Origin of the sequence: Marinibactrum halimedae, assembly GCF_021234875.1 — a bacterium.
Lineage (GTDB): Bacteria > Pseudomonadota > Gammaproteobacteria > Pseudomonadales > Cellvibrionaceae > Marinibactrum > Marinibactrum halimedae.
In genome coordinates this window covers 1-22,654 of the sequence record NZ_JAJQVM010000004.1, presented here as the reverse complement: position 1 = coordinate 22,654, position 22,654 = coordinate 1, and the positions used below count along the sequence as shown (strand labels likewise).

General features: G+C 44.6%; 20 protein-coding genes. 17 read left to right on the top strand and 3 right to left on the bottom strand.

Going from position 1 to position 22,654, the window contains the following annotated elements:
• Positions 1-107 precede the first annotated feature (107 nt).
• The 16 genes from LU351_RS03555 (at position 108) to LU351_RS03480 (ending at position 17,503) form a co-directional block, all read left to right on the top strand.
• Positions 108-1,430 (top strand): hypothetical protein, encoded by a 1,323-nt coding sequence (locus LU351_RS03555; protein WP_232592643.1) that lies wholly within the window; start codon positions 108-110, stop codon positions 1,428-1,430.
• A 448-nt stretch (positions 1,431-1,878) separates the two neighbouring features.
• Entirely contained in the window at positions 1,879-3,477 is a 1,599-nt protein-coding gene (locus tag LU351_RS03550) for a hypothetical protein (RefSeq protein WP_232592642.1), read from the top strand.
• A 166-nt stretch (positions 3,478-3,643) separates the two neighbouring features.
• Positions 3,644-4,885, top strand: a complete 1,242-nt coding sequence (locus LU351_RS03545; protein WP_232592641.1) for a hypothetical protein — start codon at positions 3,644-3,646, stop codon at positions 4,883-4,885.
• Between the two features lie 120 nt (positions 4,886-5,005).
• Positions 5,006-6,019 carry a transposase gene (locus LU351_RS03540; protein WP_232592640.1) on the top strand — a complete coding sequence of 338 codons (1,014 nt, stop codon included), beginning with the start codon at positions 5,006-5,008 and terminating at the stop codon, positions 6,017-6,019.
• 74 nt (positions 6,020-6,093) lie between these two features.
• On the top strand, positions 6,094-6,327 hold the full coding sequence (vapB, locus tag LU351_RS03535) for a type II toxin-antitoxin system VapB family antitoxin (protein WP_232592638.1): 234 nt from the start codon (positions 6,094-6,096) through the stop codon (positions 6,325-6,327).
• Positions 6,328-6,356: 29 nt separating this feature from the next.
• Positions 6,357-6,767, top strand: coding sequence for a type II toxin-antitoxin system tRNA(fMet)-specific endonuclease VapC (gene vapC, locus LU351_RS03530; protein ID WP_232592635.1), 411 nt, complete (start codon positions 6,357-6,359; stop codon positions 6,765-6,767).
• 102 nt (positions 6,768-6,869) lie between these two features.
• Positions 6,870-7,721, top strand: coding sequence for a GNAT family N-acetyltransferase (locus LU351_RS03525; RefSeq protein ID WP_232592634.1), 852 nt, complete (start codon positions 6,870-6,872; stop codon positions 7,719-7,721).
• A gap of 22 nt (positions 7,722-7,743) precedes the next feature.
• Complete coding sequence (locus LU351_RS03520; RefSeq protein ID WP_232592633.1) at positions 7,744-10,155, top strand: hypothetical protein; 2,412 nt, start codon at positions 7,744-7,746, stop codon at positions 10,153-10,155.
• Between the two features lie 68 nt (positions 10,156-10,223).
• Positions 10,224-11,882 (top strand): hypothetical protein, encoded by a 1,659-nt coding sequence (locus LU351_RS03515; RefSeq protein WP_232592631.1) that lies wholly within the window; start codon positions 10,224-10,226, stop codon positions 11,880-11,882.
• 18 nt (positions 11,883-11,900) lie between these two features.
• On the top strand, positions 11,901-12,416 hold the full coding sequence (locus LU351_RS03510; RefSeq protein WP_232592630.1) for a glycoside hydrolase family 108 protein: 516 nt from the start codon (positions 11,901-11,903) through the stop codon (positions 12,414-12,416).
• On the top strand, positions 12,413-12,880 hold the full coding sequence (locus LU351_RS03505; RefSeq protein ID WP_232592629.1) for a 3TM-type holin: 468 nt from the start codon (positions 12,413-12,415) through the stop codon (positions 12,878-12,880). Before LU351_RS03510 ends, LU351_RS03505 begins: the two co-directional genes overlap by 4 nt.
• Positions 12,881-12,950: 70 nt before the next feature.
• Positions 12,951-14,240 (top strand): hypothetical protein, encoded by a 1,290-nt coding sequence (locus LU351_RS03500; RefSeq protein ID WP_232592628.1) that lies wholly within the window; start codon positions 12,951-12,953, stop codon positions 14,238-14,240.
• A 7-nt stretch (positions 14,241-14,247) separates the two neighbouring features.
• A complete protein-coding gene (locus LU351_RS03495) occupies positions 14,248-14,643 on the top strand; it encodes a hypothetical protein (RefSeq protein WP_232592627.1) in 396 nt (131 codons plus the stop codon).
• A gap of 83 nt (positions 14,644-14,726) precedes the next feature.
• Entirely contained in the window at positions 14,727-15,140 is a 414-nt protein-coding gene (locus tag LU351_RS03490) for a 3TM-type holin (RefSeq protein WP_232592626.1), read from the top strand.
• A gap of 278 nt (positions 15,141-15,418) precedes the next feature.
• Positions 15,419-15,985, top strand: a complete 567-nt coding sequence (locus LU351_RS03485) for a hypothetical protein (RefSeq protein WP_232592624.1) — start codon at positions 15,419-15,421, stop codon at positions 15,983-15,985.
• 684 nt (positions 15,986-16,669) lie between these two features.
• A complete protein-coding gene (locus LU351_RS03480) occupies positions 16,670-17,503 on the top strand; it encodes a response regulator transcription factor (RefSeq protein ID WP_232592623.1) in 834 nt (277 codons plus the stop codon).
• 43 nt (positions 17,504-17,546) lie between these two features.
• Here the strand turns inward: LU351_RS03480 and LU351_RS03475 are convergent, their stop codons facing one another.
• The 3 genes from LU351_RS03475 to LU351_RS03465 all read right to left on the bottom strand — a co-directional run bounded on the left by LU351_RS03475 (position 17,547) and on the right by LU351_RS03465 (position 21,933).
• Complete coding sequence (locus tag LU351_RS03475; RefSeq protein WP_232592622.1) at positions 17,547-18,971, bottom strand: cytochrome-c peroxidase; 1,425 nt, start codon at positions 18,969-18,971, stop codon at positions 17,547-17,549.
• A gap of 77 nt (positions 18,972-19,048) precedes the next feature.
• Positions 19,049-20,005 (bottom strand): FixH family protein, encoded by a 957-nt coding sequence (locus tag LU351_RS03470; protein WP_232592621.1) that lies wholly within the window; start codon positions 20,003-20,005, stop codon positions 19,049-19,051.
• 137 nt (positions 20,006-20,142) lie between these two features.
• A complete protein-coding gene (locus LU351_RS03465) occupies positions 20,143-21,933 on the bottom strand; it encodes a choice-of-anchor B family protein (RefSeq protein ID WP_232592620.1) in 1,791 nt (596 codons plus the stop codon).
• A gap of 486 nt (positions 21,934-22,419) precedes the next feature.
• On the opposite strand from LU351_RS03465, the gene LU351_RS03460 reads away from it, so the two are divergent.
• The coding region (locus tag LU351_RS03460) for a helix-turn-helix domain-containing protein (RefSeq protein WP_232592619.1) at positions 22,420-22,654 on the top strand (235 nt) is incomplete at its 3' end.

Genomic DNA, 22,654 nt, shown 5'->3' with positions numbered 1-22,654 from the left:
TTCTTAATCCACCCTTGGCAGCGCAGAACGAAGGTTCTGCGTTTTGCCACCGTTTAATCACCATAAGCAATCACTTTAAAACGCAATCGGTTAGCAAGGTATTCACCATGATTAACGATGTAAAATCAGCCGGGCGAAAAAACCGCCCGCGAGACGTACTTGAGCGTCAAGGGGTAAAACAACGCAGGCTCGTTTTAGACGACAATCATAATGTGGTAGGGGGCGCAGATTTTCGTGTAGACGGCATTGTGAATGGCGCTGATGTAAACACTTCAGGGCAAACGAATTCGGCATTTACTACAGGGAACCGGTTTGGTCTGGGCCGATTGACTTTAGACCCTAGCCGCTGGCCACACCATCAAAACGCCGAACCCATCACGCTAGATATGAACAAACTTTTTGCCGGGGTGCAGAAAGTATTACTCACCGGCAACCAATCAAACCGCTACCCGAATGTGATGGACATTTGGCGTGCAGCGCCGCTCGGGCAGTTTAACCATCCGGATTTAGAAGATTCTAAAATCCTCACTGGCAAAGCCCTTAAACGACGGATGCGAAGGCTACGCAGTGAACATATTCGGCAAAGCTTTTTACAGCTTGAGCAAAGTGAGGCGCAAGAAGCTCGTTCTTCAGGGCGCGAATCCTTAGTTACGGCGGTAAAAAATGTATTCTCCCGTTTTCAAAACCCGGTAAGCAATTTTTTATCCGCACGTCAGAGTCGAAATCAAACAGTGCAAAATGAAGCGATGAATGTACTGCTCGACGACGCCAGCGCGCTTATTACTACCTTAATGACGTTAACCCAGTTTTTTAACCCCAATGCCACGGAAAACACTCATCCGCTAATGGCCTTAGAACGGTTTGAACAGCAGCGCCAAGCATTGCGCGAACGCGTGCAAGAAACCATGCCCAGCATTCAGCAATTGTTTGAGCAAACCAATAACAATATGGGGTCGATTCAAGAGGCGGTAAAAAATAATTACCCCACCGCAAATGACATCGACATGACTGACCCCAGTAAAATTGAAGATTATCGCAAGCATCACACCAAACAATTTATGCTGGATTTTATTAACCGCACCCGCGCCAGTGGGACACCACTGAAAACCGATTTAACGGAGGCAGAAATGGACGCCACCCTAGAGCGGCTTTCTCGCTCTCGCAGTTTAGATTGGAATCGAGCCGCCCTCGACAAATACGTAAACGACAAACTCGCCAGCAATGAAACCTTGGCATTGCAACTGCAAGATCAGGTAACGGTATCGAATTTAGAAAACGCGCTTAACAGCGGCGATACCCAAATTACCGCAATTGAGCCCGATGCATTAGAACGAATTGAAGCCGTGGCCGATGAACTTGAAGGAAGTGAGAAATTAGAAATTCACCAAGATACACAAAGCTTGGTGGATGAGTATGAGTTGGTGGAATAATTTTAAAACAAAAAAACAACTCCCCCCGCGTGGGCCACTTGGGCCAATCACCTTTCCAAACTCCGTCAGCTTTATGAGCAAATGCATTTATCAATGTATTGGTAGGAAATTAATACTGAGAGAGTGAAACGGTGGGTTCAATGGTTGCGCAGTGGGGTGGAAATAAATGTGAGGGCAGCTTTGGCTACATGGGTTTCTAATTTGCCTGATGAGATTTGTGGTGGGTTGGAAGCTTATTGGCTGGGGGATTGAAGGGCTACCCAATTATGGGTGTCCCTTTTATTGTTATGGGTGTCCTTTTTTAATTTTTTTTAATTGTTGGTGTCCTTTTTAAGTTTAGCCTGATTGTGATTAGTGGTGGGTTGAAAGCTAATTGGGTAGGGAGATTGAAAAAGAGAAGTGAGTGGGAACGCTTCTACGCTACTAACAATACGAGGAGAAAAGCAAAATGCTGCCAAGCAAAACCGAGGAAGTGACTGTAACTACTTACACGCCTGAGGGGCTACACGACTATCAGGAACTACACAAGTCGATAACTGACGACCAAAAGAGCCATTTGGAGAAGGGGCACCAAAATGTGCCAACAAAAGTCAAAATGGGGGAATACACAGTGAGCGTGGTAGGGTCGAGGGGGGCCGAGGGGAAGTCTGAGACGTTGACTAACCTGTTGACACTGGACTTCAACGGAGCCAGTAGCGCGATAGGGGTGCTGCACGCACCTACGCGCCCCAAAGGCGACTCAGTCAGCCCTCAGAGTATATATGAAGCACTGACCGACCCACGAAACGCGGCGAATGAGGCCGTGGCGGTCGCGGCTACAGAGATTGCAGTGTCGGAGCTGGGGTACGGAGGACGCGGAGCAGTGATAAGCATGATGGTGGCACTACGTGTGGCTCACAAGCTTGGGCGCAGTAAGGTAGAAGGGCTCTACGTAGGCCAGGGCCAGGGCTCGGGACCAGATCTAACAGCGTTAGCGGGAGCGTTTAGAGAAAACATCGCTGCGTTCGCACCTCTGGGGTTAGACGCGAACACTGGAGCGGAAAGTGACGAGCACGGGCGCACGACACCAAAAGTGCAAAAAGTGGGGAATATGAGCAGCAACGTACTCGTAGAACAACTGGATAAGCTAATAAGGGACAAGGCCGTAACTGAAGAAATATTCACCACAGCAATGGAGGAAGTAGCAAATGACAGCGTGGCACTGTACGGAAACGCAGAGGACAGAGAAGGGCTGAGAAGGTACTTGGCATGGTTGACACGTGGATTTAAGGAGGTGGCTAAAGGGGGGAAGGAATGGGTGGACTGGAGGGAGGAACGAAAGCTCAACGGGGTACGCGTAGTGGACTCTCAGGGGGTCACGGCTGGTGAAGGAACGGTCGAGACGACGAAGCCCGCGGGAACCGGCAAAGGAACGGACGTTTTTGTAAATGGGCGAGCCAAAAGCGAGGAAGGCGAAGCCGCACGAGCGGAAACAAGGGAACGCCTGAGGGACGTGCTTGGCCGCCACGCGGGGGAACGCGCCGAGACGGAGGAGCTCATCGAGAACGCAAACACAGCGGTCGCGCAAGCACTCAAAAAGTGGCATCAACTACGGGATCGAACAAGAAATACAGCAGCGGAACTTGCAGCACTAGAACAAGAATCAGCTGAGTTGCAGCGCACGGTGGCGGATGAACGGGAGGGCGAAGAAGGGGAGCGCCTGAGGGAGCTAGACAGAAAGAGTGAGCGGCTGAGGGCGGAGATCGGGGGACAAGCAACGGAAATGTCCGCAATAGCGACCAGCGCACAGGGTCTGTACGCCCCTGCAGACGAAGCAGTGGAGCGCATGGCTGGGACGAAACGGCGCGGGTCGGACCGGGCGGACGAGACAACATTCAACGATGTATATTCCGCTAACAGCGTACCGAACGTGCCCGGGGCGCGGTTAATGTACCATAAACGGAGGAAGAAAGAAGACTTAGTGGAAGGGGAGAGTACGCGAGGGTATGCGGATGAAGAGGCGCGGCGTGCCCTAGAAGCAAAAAAACGAGCCAAAAAGGGGGGCTGAGCGCGGCGCACAGACCTGGACTGAAATGTCGACGAAAACTTAGGCGCCACATGAGAGATCCTCGAGTGGCTCCGACCATAAGGCGGAGCCAGAGGGATACCGCTACTAAACAACAAAAAAGCCTTTTTAACTACCTTTGATTTATAACTGAAAGGAGATGTCCAAAATGGGGCCAGGCAAAAACATTGACGACGAAGATAGAATTGCAGTCGACACACGCGGAAACGCAAGCGTAATTGAGCTAATAGGGAAAATGAAGGGGGAGCAGCGCAGGTTGAGAAAGGAAACAGAGGCGCAGCTAGGGGAGCTGGCAGCGTTAGACCGGCACAAGTGGATCGAGATGCAACAGGCGAATGCCGCAGTACGAGTGACGACGCAGCACACGAAACTTAAGGACTTAAAAGCTGCATTACAGGGGGAGGAGAACACCGGTGGACTAAGACTAAGCGAAGATGGGCGCGAGATTCGCGACGAGGCGGGACGCGCCGTAGCCGAAGTAAAAACTGGCAATGAACGGTTTGTTCCCGTAGAAACCAGCGGTGCGGAGGCACTGCACACAGTGTACCAAAAACTAGGCACGGGAAAAGAGTACGTGAAGGACGCACGAGGGGAGTATGTGAAACGCGTCGTCACTCGCATTGATAGGATCACTGAGGAGGCCGCAGACCACCTACGGCAAAACCCATCTCATGTAGTCGAAGTGGGGACGTTTTCAGAGTTTGACAAACGGGAACTAAGAGACGACGGCGGGGAGCTGGTGGGAACAGCAATAAGGGCGAAAGGTCGACAAGGGCCGGACGAGCTCAGGAACCGCCTGGTGAAGGGCATGAAAGGAGTAGAGCACTTTGATGTGGAAACTACGGGGACGGGGGAGCGTGGAGAGAGGGACCTAGAGCGCGCAGCGATGGTGCAAAACACTTCGGGTGGTCACCCTTTTAATACAGCTATAAGCACAACAGCGTCGAAACATGAGATTCTTGGAAATCATGGGCAACCTTTTTCTAGTGTGCCAGGGGGGGCTGCAACAGACGGGCGGACCGTGACCCTTACGACTGAAATAGACCTCGCCAAGATACCACAAGAAGCAATTCTTAAGGGGTACGACGTGGCGGCAGACCCTGAGGGACTCGAGACTCGACGCTGGGAAGTGAAGTCAACAGGGCCCAATGAAAGAAGAGTCGAGCAACTAAAAAGCAAGTTAGTGGAAAAGAAGTACAAGAAGGGGGAGACGGAAGAAAGCGTAAAGGAAATGCTGAAAACCGAACTAGAAAAGAAGCCGGTGATAGTAACTAAAACTGAGAGCGCTGCCAGGACGAAAAACCAATATCTGTGGTCGGGAGCAAAAAATAAAGAAGTGTATATACGACATTCGTTGAGCCGGGCTATACGAAGACAAAGGATCCACTAAATAGTGAGAGAACTCCAGAGGCATTACGGTTAAGAATAAAAAAGGACACCCACACTATTTGACACAAAAGAAACAAAATACAATAATCAAAGTCATACTCCCCAAACCCTATAACAGCAAATGACCAAAGCCCGAAGCCAACTCGTTTCCCTCGACGCCACGCCTTACTATCACTGCGTTTCCCGCTGTGTCCGTAGGGCGTTTTTGTGTGGGAAGGATGCGGTAACGGGCAATGATTATGAACACCGCCGCCAATGGATTGAAGATCGACTATTTCAACTTGAAAAAATCTTTGCCATCGATATCGCCGCCTATGCGATTATGAGCAATCACTATCATGTGGTGTTGCATGTCAACTCAGCGGTGGCCGAAAAATGGTCGACTAAAGTGGTGATAAAACGCTGGCAACATCTTTTTAAAGGGACTTTGCTAACGCAAAAATATCTAAAAGGGAACCATTTAACGCAAGCCGAAATCGACGCTGTAGAAGACATGGCGGAAACCTGGCGGCAACGCTTAATGGATATTAGCTGGTTTATTCGCTGTTTAAATGAGTCTATCGCTCGTGAGGCCAACCGCGAAGATGGCTGCACGGGTCGCTTCTGGGAAGGGCGATTTAAATCTCAAGCGTTGTTGGATGAAAAAGCCTTGGCCGCTTGCATGGCGTATGTGGATTTAAATCCAGTACGGGCGAAAATGGCAAAAACACCAGAAGCCTCCAAACATACCTCCGTTAAACGTCGGGCCGAAAAAGCGAAGGCTTCTGTAAAGGCATTGCAAAAGCCCAATCTAATTGATGCTCAACCCAAAGGGCTGATGCCCTTTGCCGGTAACCCGCGATCTAACATGCCCGCCGGTTTACCGTTTTGTTTAACGGAGTATTTGGAATTGGTGGATTGGACGGGGCGACAGATTAGAGCCAACAAACGCGGCGCGATTTCTGCGCAAGAACCGCCGATGCTGGAACGGTTAGGCATCACCAGTACGCAGTGGTTAACCGCAAGTCAACATTTTGAAAGCCGATTTAAGCGTTTTGTGGGCAGTGTGCAAGCGTTAACGGAAAAGGCAGAAGCTTTGTTATTGCAGAAAATACCCGGTATTCAAGCTTGCCGGGAATTGTTGACGCCGGTTTAACGAAAGTTCCAGATTTACAAACCTCTGAAAGCTATATACTATGTGTATATAGCTTTATTTTTAGGAGTGACCCTATGTCGACTGGGACAATATTTGTGAATAACCGAACCCAAGCGGTGCGCCTTCCGGCGGATAGCCGTTTCCCGGAAAACGTCAAACGCGTTACAGTTCGTGTTGTGGGTAAAGAGCGTATTTTATCTCCGGTAGACAATACCTGGGACAGTTTTTTCCAAAGTGATACCACCGCTACCGATGATTTTATGGATAAGCGGGCGAGCCAAGAGCAGTCTGAGCGCGAATCTTTCTAATCGAAGTCTTTTAGTTGGAGTGATTCAGTATGCTCAAATACATGCTTGATACCAATATCGTCATTTATGTAATCAAACGCCGACCGATTGAGGTACTGGATACCTTTAATAAAAAAACGGGCTCCATGTGTATTAGCGCCATTACATTAAGCGAGTTATTGCATGGGGCAGAGAAGAGTAGTCGACCTGAGCATAATTTACAGGTTGTGGATGATTTTATTTCTCGTTTAGAAGTATTGAATTACGAACCAAAAGCCGCTTCTCACTATGGGGATATACGCGCCGAATTAGAAAGAGCCGGCACGCCTATTGGCGTGAATGATTTACATATTGCAGCCCATGCTCGTGCAGAAGGCTTGACATTGGTCTCGAATAATTTAAAAGAGTTTAATCGTGTCTCCGGATTGAGAACGGAAAATTGGATCGCGCCTTCTTCTTGAACTCTACGTTAGACCTTCTAATCATTATTTTTCATCGCTAATTTTTCATAGAAGTTTATTTACTAAGCCAGCTTTTCGCTGGCTTTTTTCGTTTCTGATGGTATGAAAACACTCAGTATTAAAAAAGGCAGGGCACCGTTGCAGGCACGGCCCAAACAATCGGCGCATGAGCCTATTGCTCAGGATTGTATGGCCACGGTGACTAAAGGCGAGATAACCTTAACCCCATTATTGCCCAGCCATATAAATCAATACCGAGCGCAAATCCGTGATCCGAATATTGCGAAGCTTTGCAATTTACCAGAGTTTACGAGCGCTCAACACTGGCTAACGTGGTATCAACAAGAATGCCCGCAAACACAATCCCATACGGTTTTTGCGGTTGAACATCAGCGGTTTGGTTTTATCGGTTCGGTGAGTTTAGAAATTCATCAAGGTGTGGGCTTTTTTTACTACTGGTTTGGTCGTGAATTTCAGGGGCGTGGGTTTGGGCCTTTAGCGGTGACATTATTACTTGTTCACGGGGTGGCCCATTATGGTTTAACGTGCTGTTATGCCAAGGCGTATTTTTATAATATGCCGTCTCTCAAAGCGTTAGAAAAAATGGATTTTTCACAACTCCCGTTTGTGGCGCAGGCCCCTTATGATGATGAATTATTTTTTTATTGGAGCCCTGAATCTAGCCGACTGTCATTGAAAGGATCGTTGTTGAAAGAGCTGTCGTTGAAAGAACCGTCGTTGAAAGTGATGGGGCGTGAACCTGATTTTTATTCTGCCCGTTATCACGAATTATCTCGTCTATTAAAAACCGTTGATTCGAATATTCAATTATCGAATTTTGAACAGCAGGCAAACGTTTTCACGCAGCTTAACTATACCGATGCATCTCATAAAAAATGGGTTAAAGAGTGTTCATTTACTGAGGGGGTTAAACCCTCATTAATTTCAGTATAAACAGGTAAGGTAAACGACGATTATGTCTCAGACATCTGCGAGCAAAAAAAAATTAGCCAAGTTGCGAAAGAAAATACAAGCAGGCGGAAAAGCTGCTCGTAATAAATTGAATAATTCGGCAACCACACGGCATGGCAACGATAAGAGCACATCAAAAAGTAATGAGAGAACGAACGCTGAACAAGCCGCAAACGGTGCCTTGGAAGATGCCAATGGTTTACCGGCGGAAGGCGCCAGTAAGCTCACCCGATTGGCGTATTTTCTAAAACGGGTACTGGAAGAGTTAGACCCCAATAACAAAAATAAAGACAAAGCGGGTAAAGGAGAAAATGCGCAGAGTGATAAAAGGGAAGAATCACAAACCGCCGCATTGAGCCCGCAAGCGCAAAATACGATAACGACGGCCACTCAAGACATTAATAAAGCACAGGCGGCAGCCGCACCGGCAAAAGCGGCGGCGCAGGTGGGCGGTGCAGCCACCGCAGCCGCGACGGCGGGCACCAAGAAGCTGGCCAATAAAAAGCCGGAAGATATGACGGCGCAGGAATTACAAACAGCCTTAGAGGACACCGAAAAGGCCATTGAGAAGGGCAAGATTCTGTTACCTGCGGATGCTGGCATTCTAGGTCGTGCCCTGGCCGTATTAAAAAAAGCCTTAATGGAACTCGCAGGCGTGGATGCGAAAGCCGAGCTTAAAAATAAAGAAGAAATTGAAGGCTTAATTCAAAAAAAATTAAACAGTGCCGACGGTAGCACACTCAAAAAAGAACAAGACGACGCCAAACAAGCAGCAGAAGCGGTGCAGCAGGCGCAAGCCACGGTGGCAGACAATCGTGCAACGCGAGGCGAGCCTTTGGCTGACCCCAATAACGACACGTTGAATTCGTTAAAATCCATTGACCCCAAAAAAATGGATGCCGATGCTATTGCCAAAGGCATAGAAGAAACTGAAAAAGCCATTCAAGACGGAAAATTTTTAGTGCCCGCCGATGCGTCATTACTGCAACGGGTATTAGCGGCATTAAAAAAAGCCTTATTTGAATTGGCGGGTGTTGATCCTAAACAGGAAATTACCAATAAAAAAGAATTACTGGAAGCGATTGAAGAGGCAAACCCACAAGGGGTGGATTCATCATCGCCTGCGAAAACCGATGCTGTGAATAATGTAAATAATACATTAAATGACCTTAAAGAAGCGGAAGCGCAGGTGGCGCGAAACCAAACAGCCCGTAATGAAAGTTCGGGCGAATTAGGAAACAGGGAGTTGGGCGGCAGTGCGGTTACTAGCGCACTTTCTGCCCTGAAAACCACACCACCCGAAGCGATGACCGAGAAGCAATTACATAATGCTATTCAAGCCGTGGATGACGCCCTTGCTAACGGAAAAATATTGTTACCAGAAAATGCCAGTTTATTAACGCGACTATTGCATGCTTTAAAACAAGCACTTTTTGAGCTGGGTGGGGTAGACCCAGATTGGACGTATGAAGAGCGCGACCAGTATGAAGCACAGTTAAACGCATTAACCGAACAGCGCGAGCGGGAAGAAGTCTTAAAACAAAATGACAAGCAGGATGGATCTTCAAGCGAGGATCAGTCTGATCTAACGAAGGATGATACTTCTGATAAAGACGATGATTCTGAAATCGATGATGATTCTGAAACCGATGATGATTCTGAAACCGATGATGAGTCTGAAACTGATGATGAGTCTGAAACTGATGATGAGTCTGAAACCGATGATGAGTCTGAAACTGATGATGAGTCTGAAACTGATGATGAGTCTGAAACCGATGATGAGTCTGAAACCGATGATGAGTCTGAAATCGATGATGAGTCTGAAATCGATGATGACTCTGAAATAGAAGATGGCTCTGAAATAGAAGATGACACGGAGAAAGGCGATGACATCGAAGCGAGCGCTAATTCTGACGATAATGATCAGAGTGAACAATTGGATGCGGACGATACGAGCCCATTATTAGCGCCAGCACCTGAAAAAGTCGCCGCGTTCAATGCCGCTTTAGATGCTGTCACACAAGAGCAGCAATCGCTATCGGCACAAGGTTTACAAGATCAACCCAGTGGCGACTACCCCGGATTAAACCTTCTTCGTAAAACTCCCCCTGAACAACTCAATAATACCCAGCTGGAAGCGGCCATTAACGATATCGATCGCCTTATCGAACAGCAAAAGGTGGTATTACCCGAAAATGCCAGTGGATTTTTGCGAGTGCTGTACGCGCTATTGTTAGCGCTATTGGATTTAGGGGGAATAGATCGTGATATTTATTATGAAGACAAAGATCGTCTAGAAGCGCTCTTAGAGGCGCGGCGCAGCGAAAATAACACTAAATCGCCCGAGAGCCAAAACGTGGCGTCTGCGTTGGGGGCATTATCGGAAGCCGAAAAGGCGTTAGGCCCAGTTACATAAAAAGATGTACAAAAAACGAATGCATAAATATTTTATTTATTGAATGACTTTTCAGGATTGAGAAAAATATGTCTGATCAAACCAATTCTATTGCCCAGAGCCCAGAATCTCATATCAGTAATTTTCAGCGTTCCATGAGTGAACTCTTAAAACCCACAGTGAATAGCAAAGAGACAACACCTGCAATGCAAATGCCTGCAGTGATTCGCCATTCTCTCTCATCTGTACCGGTGAGTGCTTTCGATAACAACGAGCAGGGGCATGTCGATGGTGGGGAGGTTTTTGAATCTAATAAGAGCAGTATAAACCATGATGAAGTAAGCGTGAGAGTAGTAGGCCATGATGGGAAAAATCACGATGTAATAAATCATGACTCGATCAGTCGAGAATCGATTAATCAAGAATCAATCAATCAGGGCGAGTTACTGCATGGCGCATTACTTTGGCAGCCATCTGAGCATTTTGATGACGCACAGAAAGCCAATTATGGTTTTTTCGCTGAGGCCAGCCAGCGTTTGGCTGATGCGTTTGCCTTTATTGAGCAATACCCTCATCAGGGTGTGCGGTGTTTTTCAGGTATGCGCTTTAGTGAGTGCCCGGCGTTGGATACCTTAGCTCATAAACTCAATTTAAATGAAATAGAGCAGAAATTATTATTATTGTGTGTCTTGGTGCAATGTGATGTGGCCCTCGCTGAAAAATGCAAACAATTGACGGATCACCCTTTTATAAGTTTATCGCTCGCAGCGAAGCTTATGAATGATGGGCAGGTGATTTCATTAACCGGCAGTTCGCCGTTGCGGTATTGGCAGCTCATTCAGATTGAAGACACACGTCGTGTGCAACATTCTGCGTTGTATGCAGATGAGCATATTTTGCATTATGTATTAGGTAAGGAGAGCGTAATGCCATTATTAATGGATCTTCTGCAACCGGTACGACCCGCACAACGTTTTTTAGAAAGCCAGCGTTTGGCGGGTATTCATCTGTTTCGATTAATTTCTCAGAGTCGTCGTCGCGTGAGTTATCGGCCTTCACAATTAATGCATTGTGCTGGTGATCTGTACCGTGAACAACAAATCGAAGCATGTGAAGTCATTGCTTATCAGGTGGTGTCTTCTCTAAAAGGACAATTATTAAAATTTAAAACGCAACACTTGCCGAAAAAAATTGATGAAGTGCGTGCTTTGGCCTTACAGATGCAACGTCAGTCGTTATTGCATCAACACTATTATTTAATTGAGATAGATTCACCAGAGACACCCTTGCTGTGCTATTTTTTGCAGCAATTAACCCAGCCTGTAACGACAAATCAACCGAATGAAACTGAAGCGGCCATTGTGGGACTGCCAAATTTTTGTTTTGTGATGGGTGCTTTACCAGAAGGTATCGATCAAGATCGTTACGTCAGTGTGAATGTTGGCGTGATCTCAGACAATGAAAAAGCCACGGTATGGCAACAGGCACTATCCAAACAGGGTTGGGAATATACCGAAGAAGACATTCAGCGCTTGCTTAATGAATTTTCATTAACCGCGAGAGGGTTATCTGCGGTGATTACGCATTTGTCTTCAAAAATGAATATGGATACCCCGGCACTGGGCAGTGGTGCTGACAATAAACCCTCTTCTCAGCCGAGTTTATCTGAGTTATGGCAGGCCTGTCATCAGCAAAATACCTGTGTGGTACAGGCTCGCCCTAACGAGATTGAATCCGCTATTTTCTAGTCATCTGAAGGGGGGGGTATGGCAGAGTTTACACCGGCATTAAATAAAATGCTGCGCAATGAGGGGGGGTATATTGATCATTGTGTGGCGGGAGATCGTGGAGGGCAAACGTTTGCGGGTATCTCCCGGCGGTTTCATCCCACTTGGCCGGGGTGGCCACTTATTGATTCATGTGACAAAGAAAACCCAAATTTAACGGCGTTAGTGTACAAATTCTATCGGCAACAATTTTGGCAACCGATTAAAGCGGATTATCTGCATCATCAAATAGTTGCGGAATCCATATTTGATTTTGCTGTCAATGCCGGGGTAAGAATAGCGGTGAAAGTAGCCCAAATTGTGGTGGATACATCCCCCGATGGCATTGTTGGGCCAAAAACACTTGAACAATTGAACAGCGTTGATGATGAGTTTTTTGTTGCCAAATACGCATTGGCAAAAATAGCGCGCTATCGGGAAATTGTTCGTAAAGATCGGAGCCAAGAAAAATTTTTATTGGGGTGGATTAATCGAACCTTGGAGGGCGTAGGGTGAAGCTAGTGGGCGTAGGAGACATTATTAAAAGTGTGGGTGATTTAGCCGACGATTTATTCACCTCGGATGAAGAACGATTAAAAATCGCCATAGAAAACCGCAAGCTCGACGCGACTCTGATTCAAGAGCAAACCAAAATTAATGTCGCTGAGGCGCAACATCAAAGTGTGTTTGTGGCCGGTTGGCGCCCTTTTATTGGATGGATAGGCGGGGTGGCTATGGCGTATCAGTTTGTGTTGTACCCCTTATTAGTTTGGGTGTGGGCTCTGGGGCAAGCGCAGGGTTGGATTCCATGTCATTTAGAGGGCATTGCTTCAGGTGTCTGTTCTTTTGCACCGCCGCCGGTGTTCGACAGTGGGCCGTTATTTGCCATTGTAATGGGGATGCTGGGAATCGGTGGATTACGCTCATTGGATAAACACAATCGCGTGGAAACTCGGCGTATTCGACCTAGTGGCTCATAAAGCCATAGAAATACAAAAAGCAAAAGACTAAAAAACGAAACCAGACACGCGGTAATACAGGGTGAAAAATATGAATGCTGTGAGTGCACCAATGAATAGTTTGTCGATTTTGTCGACAGTGGAATCGATGTTATACCACTTCTACAGTGTGAAAAACGAGGATAAAAAAGCGTTTGTGAATCGGCTTCACGATTATAAAAAAGAATGTGGCCATGAAGAGCAGTTGGCAGTGCATCATATTATTTCTGCACTCCAGTCGCCTTTGCCGGAGCATTATCGTCGTACTGTACACTTTTTGCATGCGAAAAATTTATTTCAATTGGTTGAAGTGAAAGATAAACCTCTGAGTTTGGACGACGCCAAAATTATTATTCATAACTGGTCTGAGAGCGATAGTCTTCGAGGCTGCTCTGATACTTCCATTGCGGATTTGTTTGACAATACAAAATCCATTTATCAAGAAAAGTTGGAGTCATTATTTTTAAAAAGCGAAATTCAGTTCGCTAATAATATCGCTTTTCAGAGTTATCCTAACTCTATTGAATTACTAGAGTGCTGGATGCGCAGAGGGCTTGAGCATGACTTGTACTTTAGAACTTTAGATAAGGTCATTAAAGAAAGCCTAAAGAATTTTGAACGCTATGTGAATGACTTTGTGTTTGAGGCGAAGTGTAAGGCGGTGCGAAATGGCCATATGGAACTCGCGTATTGTGGATATGAGAATGACTTTCGAGAGTGCTGTAGCACATTGCTTTCAGTGATAGAGCGATATAAAGAGGCTGTGAATAAACTGTTTTTGCGAGACTTTAATTTACGTGGACAAGAATCTCTTATTTATACTGAACTCAAAATATTGGAAGAAAAAAGCAAGGGCTTTCATTCGCCGTTTTTATTCAGTTTATCCACTGCGGTGCGTATGATTGGTGGTGAAGTCATTTCACTTTTTTGTCAATTAGAGAAAGGTGTGAATGACTATGGGATGAATGTGGTAAAAATGAAAGAAGATTCTAGCGGCGCTTATGTTTCAGTACTGGAGCAACTTGAACGTATTGTGCTTCAAACCCAATCTCAGGTAATTGATGCTGCTAAACCTATCTCTTATGAACTGAGAGTGGGAGAAGAATTAAGAGTGGGAGAAGAATTAAGAGTGGGAGAAGAATTGAAAGTAGGAGAAGAATTAAGAGGGGGGGATGCTTTAACGGTGGAGGGCTACTCAAAAGCGGTGCAAGACAGTCATTCGCTATTGGATGAGATGGCCGATGAAGAAGAAACCCCCGCATCTCATTACCCTCTATCAAAACCCATTATTCCGGCCTCTTCTCAATCCCTGATTGCTTTAACAGAAACATCGCCGGGGTGAATAACCCATGTTAGGAAATCTGACCGCGCACCAAGCGATCGAGAAAATTGTAGAAAATATATTCAATGACGGCGAGCCTTTGTGTCAAACCCGCATCGCTCAGCAGCTTAAATACCATGAAGAGATTGTAGAGCGAGAACTGAGCCGTATCGGTGGTTACGATCATTATATTGTTTCTTTCTGGCAGCCTCTCATGGGGTGGCTATGTGGCTTGGCCCTGTGTTATGCCACGGTTTTGTTTGATGTCATCGGGCTCGTTGGTTATTTCCTGCCTTCACTTCCAATCCAGATTCCGCCGTTGTCTTTGAGCTTGGTGATTGAAATGCTCATTTCCATATTGGGGATCGGTTGGTTTCATACGCTGTATGGGTGTGGACGAAAATTGCAGCGTGTTTTTCGGTAGCGACATGGTTTTAGTCAGTCCGCTCTGATCATTGAAAGTCAAAAAGTGAATGACAATGCGTTCATTATGTGTAAGAGGTATTCGTGAAATTTATAGAGAAAATGCTATCCAGCCGATTGTTGCATCCTGTCGAGGGAGTCAACAATGTCTTAAACAGTCTGTACAGCAATGATGAAGAAAAGCTCAGCCGTAAAACCTTACTCTATCGTTTGCAGCAGAAGCCCAGTTTGGCACAAGAGCAAATCAATATTATTGAAGCGCAACATCGAAGTTTTTTCGTGTCTGGGTGGCGGCCGTTTGTGGGTTGGATTTGTGCCTGGAATTTAGTGTATCTCATTTTTGTACGAGATGTACTGACATGGTGCTCGATGACTTTCTGGCCAGACAAGGTGTTACCCCCCGCAGTTGGGTCGGAAATGGGGCTTGAAATCGTGGTGGCATTGCTTGGGCTTGCTTCCCTAAGAACAATTGAAAAATTCAGTGGGCGGGCAAAATGAAATGGTTTTGGTTTTCTTCAGAAACTGGAGGGTCATCGAGAGTTTGTCTTTTTTAATTCATAAAAAGTTCAGTAAGTCTTGATCTTTTGTGACATAAATAATGAATGAATTTGTTTTTTATAGACAGTGCATAAAAATACTGACGGTTTTGAACAAGCTTAAACAGATCAGACGTTTTATTGCATTGCTCAGACGTACAGGCCCCAAGTGATAACGAGTTCACGGCAAGATTGATAATCTACTTTGGCTGGTTAATTGACTGATCAAAGGAGCGTCTTGTGTCTGAATTTCTTTTAACAAAAATGAATCCGAAAGGAGCCTCATGGGAATTTTCTGGAAGAGGAGGAGTGGTGGCATTCACACAATATGACATTGCTGCAGCACTCAGTTTTGGGGCATTGCCTTTGCCTGCTTATTACTTAGCTCGCGCCAAATACTGTGAAGATCATCAAGCGGCCGAGTCTTTACGTGCGCATTTGCTGGATAAAATTGAAAAGGAGTCATTACAGCAAGACTGGAAGATTACTAAAGACAATGCCTGTGGTATTGCGGATCTTTTGATGGCAGAGAGTGTGTTTGATATTCAATGCAAAGCCTGTAAGGGGTTAGGCTATCTTTATGAAAAAAGTGGCAGCATTAACTCGTCACGCCGCTGTGAAAAATGTAATGGGTCTGGTGTTGGGGTGTTGTCACAGCGTAAAAGAGCCGCAATGGCGAAGATTGCGTTAACAACCTGGCACAGGCATTGGAATGAACGGCTTGATTTTCTAATGTGCTATATCAAAGAACTGGAAGAACATGTGGTAAAACATATCAATGAGCAGTGTGGTCATAAATATAATTAATTAAAGTTATCGATTTTCCTTTGTTGTGGTTTAAGTTACTACCTTTAAGTTTGCCAGTGCAAAGTGTTATTTTGGAATACAATGAGAGTCTGCACACTGTATTCCAAAATGACACTTTGCTTGCCTATCTCCCTTCTCCTTCCATTTTCTCTTTTCTACTTTCTCTCTAAGTCTCATAGGATTAGAACTTTTTAATATTGTTTAATCTGGTATGAATGATATCTGTTTATAAAAGATACCTATTAAGTAAAAAATTGGTTATATTTTTTTCAGATGGGTGTCATTTTGATCTTTCTTGTGCTTTTTCTGGAATTCTTTGTGATGTCTTGTCATTGATTTAGGTTTAATCCTTCAGTATGTTGATTTAGCAAGATTGTTGTTTTCGCAATATTTTGAAGCTAAATTAAAAAATTTTCCTCTTGTAAGAAAAGTGTCACAAAACTATATCATTCTAGTGCGGCCTAAAAATCGGACCAAATGGACAGCTTTTGCTTCTTTCAATTATAGATTGGTTGTTAGAAGGTCGTATTGTTAGAAGGTTGTGATGTTGGAGAGCTGTGATACTTGCTTGGAAGCAAGGGCTTAGGGAGTCTGTTAAAAAAGTCCTGGGTGTAGAAATAAAGCTTAAGTATTAATTTTTTTAATGCTAATGCTTTTTAACTTATAAAAAAAACAAGAGTTACTATGAATTACAATGATTTCTTTGATAAGAGGCCTCATCATGAGCCCCCCTCTGGGGTGGGTTCTTATGGGGAAACTGAGATTAATACAGAAAAAGGGAAGATTTTATTGGTCAATCTTGATGGTGGCCTTAGATTAAAATTAATTGACTTATTGTTATCTGATTATTCAGTGGTCATTTCAGCTTCTGAAGAAGAGGCGCTTGCTCTGTCTAAAGAGATTATGCCGGACTTAATCGTTGCGGGAGGCGGAGACGAGAGGCTTTCGTCCAGTGGTCTATTATGTAAAGGCGCTGGGGTTAAGGAAATATTTCACATCCCAGTACTTATGCTCTCTGAGAAGGTCGATGATGAGGGGCATACCATTGGTTTTGAGTGTACGGTAAATGGACAATCGTCTCTTTACTCGTGTTTTAGGTCTTTTTCTTACTTCGTATCTGATTTTATGAGTAGGTTTAAAGCCAGTAGTTTCTTAGAGGCTATCGGCATTTATAGTAGTTTGAGTCACCTTGATGGCAAGGGTGAACAATGGTTAGACCGATGTATCTCCTTTGTTCAACGAAATTATCATCGGTCAGAAATCAGTACGAAAGAGCTGGCGTCGAATGTATTTCTCAGTGAAAGGCAATTTCTTCGAAAATTTACTAGAATTATGTCAATCACACCGACGTATTTTATCAATGAATATCGTTTGTATATCGCCAGAAATATGCTGAGAAGTGGGTGTCGGGTCAGTGAAGTCGCTGATCGTGTAGGGTTTAACTCGGTCCAATATCTCTCTCGTATGTATAAAAATAAGTATGGGCTTCCTCCTTCTAAAGAGGGGTTACTGCAATAGAGGGGTTACTGCAATCGTAGCCCATTTAGTGCTGTATTTATTTCTATAGTGCATTCCACCACGGGTCTTCTTTCGGTAAAGGCGATGTCAAGGTCTGTAAAAAGGCAATGATATTGGATACCTCATCTTCTGAAAGTTCCAAGGGTAAAATATCAAAGTGAGGACGATTAGGGTGTTGTTCTCGATCATAAAATGGAGGCTTGGGTTGGTTGTAATGTTGTAGAACAGCGTCAAGCGTTGGTAGTTGTCCGGCTTGCATATAAGGTGCTGTTTTAGCAACGTTCCGCAGACTGGGTGTCTTGAAGGCACCCACCAACTCAGGGCCTTGTTTTTTCAGAAAGGCCATTTCTTCACACTGTTTTTCTGTGGCATCACTCCATTGAGATAAACACGTAAATTCATCGTTCAGTAATACTTTGACGCCTGAATAGCGCCCTAAATCGACAGCGGTAATATCGGGCTCGGGGGCACCGATGTTGTGAAACTCAAAGTTGGTAAATAAGGGGCCATTATGACAACTCACGCAGTTCGCTTTGCCCATAAATAATCGTAAACCTGAAATCTCTGAGGGTGACATCAGTGATTTGAGTGTTTCAATATTATCTTTAGATTCCTGAATGTTGGTGGCGATGGTGCTGGTAGCGATGAGTGTTTCGATAAAATGATCAAAAGGCGATAAAGGCAAGGTAATTTGACGTTGATACGCCATTAATGATTTCCCAACATTCGTAAAAACGGTATTGACTGCCTGCTTGCGTTGAAACGTGAGTCGCTGCCAATTGCGTTTCTGTTGGTCGGTGCCATTGGGGGCGGAAGGGTTGCGCAGATAGCGCACGATGCTGAGTTCGTCTTTACCAAAAAGTGTTGTGTAGTCTTTGGCATAATATTGATAAATTTTCTTCGCTAATGAGACACGATCAATGCCATGCTCGTTGGGATGTTCAAGTGGAGCTAGGGCTTGCGACCATAAGCTATCTTTACGTCCATCCCAATATTGCCAGGGGCCATAAGCAGACAGAGCAACAGACGGTGCATTACGGAGGGTTTGTCCGAGCCCCTGAGACTGGGGAAGGCCATCGCTAAAGTAATGTTCCGGCTGGTGGCAGGTTGCGCAGGAGACTTTACCATTGCGACTGAGCCGTTGATCAAAAAATAATTTTTGTCCGAGCTTTGCTACCTCAACATTATCGGCATATTGGTTGCTAGGAGCTGTGGGTTTTTCCGGTAAGGTCGATAATGAAAACTGTGATAAAAATTGGATGTCGGAAGGGGTAAACTCATAAAGTGCGTTATGATTTTTACTTTGAATGTCTGTGTTTTTAATCTCTTTTTCTTGTTTTTTTTGGCTTTGAAAGGTTGTTATTTCCTGAGCGTTTATACTGAAGGGGTAGCATAGTAAAAAAATTAAAAAAAGGTTAGTTAAAAGGTTGGCTGAATAACACGATGTGTAAGCGCAAGTAACTTTCATTATACAATCTTTTTATCGTTTATCGTTTATCGTTTATCGTTTATCGTTTATCGTTTGTCGTTTATGAAAATAAATTTTTAAAGTAAAAGGTTAAATGTTGCGGTATCTTCTACTGTTTTGCCGGCAATCGTAAATTGCATTACCCACCACCCTGCCATTTGAAATTTTACGCCTTTTACGCGGTAGACTCCGGGTGCAATTTCTTCTGTAATACGAGGTTGTGTAGGTAAGCCATGAACATGGCCTGGCATATGCCCGGTAATGTCAATGTTAGCGTTTTCTACTGGTTTGCCTTCTTGATTGACCACAATCAGATTCCACTCATGAATTTCATTTAATGGGACTAAGGGTGTTTTCTCACTGGTTTTTATTACCGGCTCAATATGAGTGAAAAAATGCAAATCTCGTGTGACTTGAAAGGTTTGGATGTCTAAATCCCCAGGGATATTCTGCCCAGACATGGACGGAATTTTTAAAGACATATCCGGTGCATCAGACAATGTTGATGCCGTTTGACTTTGGCTCATGGTGGTTTGTAGTGCGGCACTGGTGCTACGCAATTGTGTATTGTGTGCCATTAAGGTTTGTGTTTCTTTTTTCAGTCTCATGGGGCCAGATAATTTTATCCACTGTGGCCACTCTTGCTTGAAGCTATTTTGCATGAGTTTTTGTGCAAACATATTGAGTTCTTTTCCAGATTCCCGTAACCGATTACCTTCTTCTTGCCAGGCGGATTCTTGATTGTTCATTAATTCGAGTAGATCAATCTGTTTTGAAATGTGTTTGAATGTATTGGGTTCTTTCCTTTTTAAGGCGTTTAACTTGTTTACCGCTTTTCGAAGGTTATTCGCATGGCGAATGCCTTTTATAGATTGCTGTTCTAACGTTCTGGCTTGATGGTAAACCTTGCTGGCAAGCACAAAATTAGAGGGCGCGATAATGGTTTCTGAGTGGGTTGTATTGGCAGTCGCAAAAAAGGGTGTAAAAATCAGTAAATAAACCGAGAGAAATGCGATTACCTGAGAAAAATTCATGGTGATTTAAGTCCTATTGTGATTGAGGGTAATGCTGCGACAGGTGATGAAGGTTACATCACCTGTCGTCTTTTTTAGGCTACATTAATTTTTGCCGTTATACTCATTTTTATCAGCTCATTCATATTTAAATGAGCTTAGTTGGTGAGTCTAACGTTACTGATGGTGGTGGTATTATTTTCTGTACCACTGTCTTTATCGTTAATTAAAATTAAGCGATATCCCGTTCCGGTGAAGTATTCTCCAATGGGAATCGAAAAGGTTTGTGTACCGCCGGTATAGCTGAAGTCAGTATTGCCGTAGTTCTGTGTTCCATCTAGCTTAAATGTACGCGAGGCCGATGCAGTGTTGCTTTGGCTCATGCCAATACCGTGAATTTCGCCCGTACCGTTGGAAGAAAACTCAAAAGTAAGTACAGAGTCTGCGGTTAATGTGAAGATTTCATTCGTTGCTCGCCAGATATTTCCCGTGAGTGTCATGGTGCAACCACTGGCGGTATAAGAACCTGTGTTGGTATTGCTGTAAGGGGTGACATCTTCCAGTTCTATACATTCGACGGGATCTGGATCTGGATCTGGATCTGGATCTGGATCGGGATCTGGGTCTGGATTACCAATAATGGCATCCCAGTCTGGTGTTAGGGTAAACAATCCATTACCAATATCACTGGTGACAACTGTGCCACTTTCAAAGTAAACATAGTTACTCCACGTACCCGAGGTTTGAGCACTGTTTGACCCTGGAATAGTATCGAAGTAAGCAACCTCTGATAAAGAGCCGCTGGTGATATCTTTACCATCAAGAATACGCAGTCCTGCACGGTAATTACTTTCAAAAACGTATCCGTCTTTGGTATATAGATTATGATCCACAGCTCTATTCGGGCCCACATATCGCCCAATTTCACGAGGGTTGTCTAAATCGCTAACATCCCAAATATAAGAGGTAGTATTAATTCTGCGTCGTGATTCATCCTGCTCATCATTCATAATGAGAGTGGAGTGAGTGTCATCAAAGAACCAGCCTTGATGTGTATATTGAGAGCCACTGTAGCCTTCTCTGGCTAACTGCCGTGGATTACTTTTATTGGTGACGTCCACAATGGTAATGGTATCTTCGTTATAGGCGACGCAAATTTCATTACCAAAATAACGCGTGTCTGGGCCGGCATAAACCACACACTGAGCATCATGGGTGTATTGATCTTCTGAATAACAACCGGCATAAGTGGGTGAGGTGGGGTTAGAAATATCCACCATGTAAAGGCCACCGCTGCATTGGTTACTGCCTACGATATAGGCGTATCCGGTGTCTTCATTAATGGCAATATTATGAGCATTACCAAAGCCCCCAAAATGCGCGGTTTCATTTAAGGTGCTGCCGGGGGTGATATTTCTTAATTGTGTTAAATCGAAGACTTGTAAACCGTGTGTACGGTTTCGATTTAAGTCTGCCACAATAAAGGCATGATCATTGTACGTTTTAATGTCGCGCCAAGAATCTACGCCACCATTATGAGAAGGGAGAAAGCCGAGGTAAACAGGGTTATCAGGATTACTGACATCCACAAATGAGGTGCCGCTGGTTCGACCTACAATGGCAATTTCCGCTCCGGTGACTGGGTCTGTCCAACCCCAAATGTCATTTAAATTGGCATTTCCACCGCCCATTTCATTTTTTTCCATAAAAGAGCGCAAATCAATGTTGTTACATGGGTATCCGGAGGCGCTACCATTTGTACATGTTGCGGCTGTGTTCATGGTAGAAATTTCACCTGCTTTCAACATCAGTTGAAGCTTGGCAGGTTGTCCTTCATTGGTGTCGTCGAATTTAAAAGGGTCTGAATACATAGAGCTGTGGCTGTAGGCGTCAAGGGCGATACTCATTCCTGCCACAAGTAGCAACATCGGGTATGTTCTTTTTGTCACGTGCTAATCCTCTAAAGATTATTGTGATGAATAGAAATGATGCAGTTCTTTTTATTGAGTTTTTCGGTAACACTGGTAAATCGTTTATGCCCGGCTTTGGTACAAAAATGATGACTTATGCTTCTTTTTGGAATGTATAATGAATTCCAAAGAAGTTTTATCAGTCATTAAAATGATGCCGGCGACAAACATTGAGTGCGACCTTTTGTCGCACAGAAGCCGGTAATTTTTAGCAAATTATGAACCAATAAAAGAGTGTTTTAAGAGGATTAAAAATAAAGTACTCGGCGTATCGAGAATGGAAGGACAAGAGAGTAGGGGGTATAAAAAATCAAAGGTGATCGTGTGTGTTTTTTTTCTTTTCAGTTTTTATTGTTTTTTATTGTGACAAAAAGGGCAAATAAAAATAATCAAGATTTGAATGAAGATGCTCATCCCTTAATTACTAAAGGGTGCATAACTTAGACAACACTGTATAATACAGTCATGAAAAATGATGGCAGAAAATTAAGTCACGATACGCTCGAAGAAATTCGCATTCGTGCAGTACAACAAGTGGAAGCCGGCGAAAGTCCTGAAGTCGTAATCAAAGCGCTCGGCTTTAATCGCAGCCAAATTTATCGATGGTTGGCCCTTTATCGTGAAGGGGGCTATGAGGCATTGAAAAAAAGCGTAGCCAAAGGTCGAGAACCCAAGCTATCTGACCAGCAACTTCAAAAGC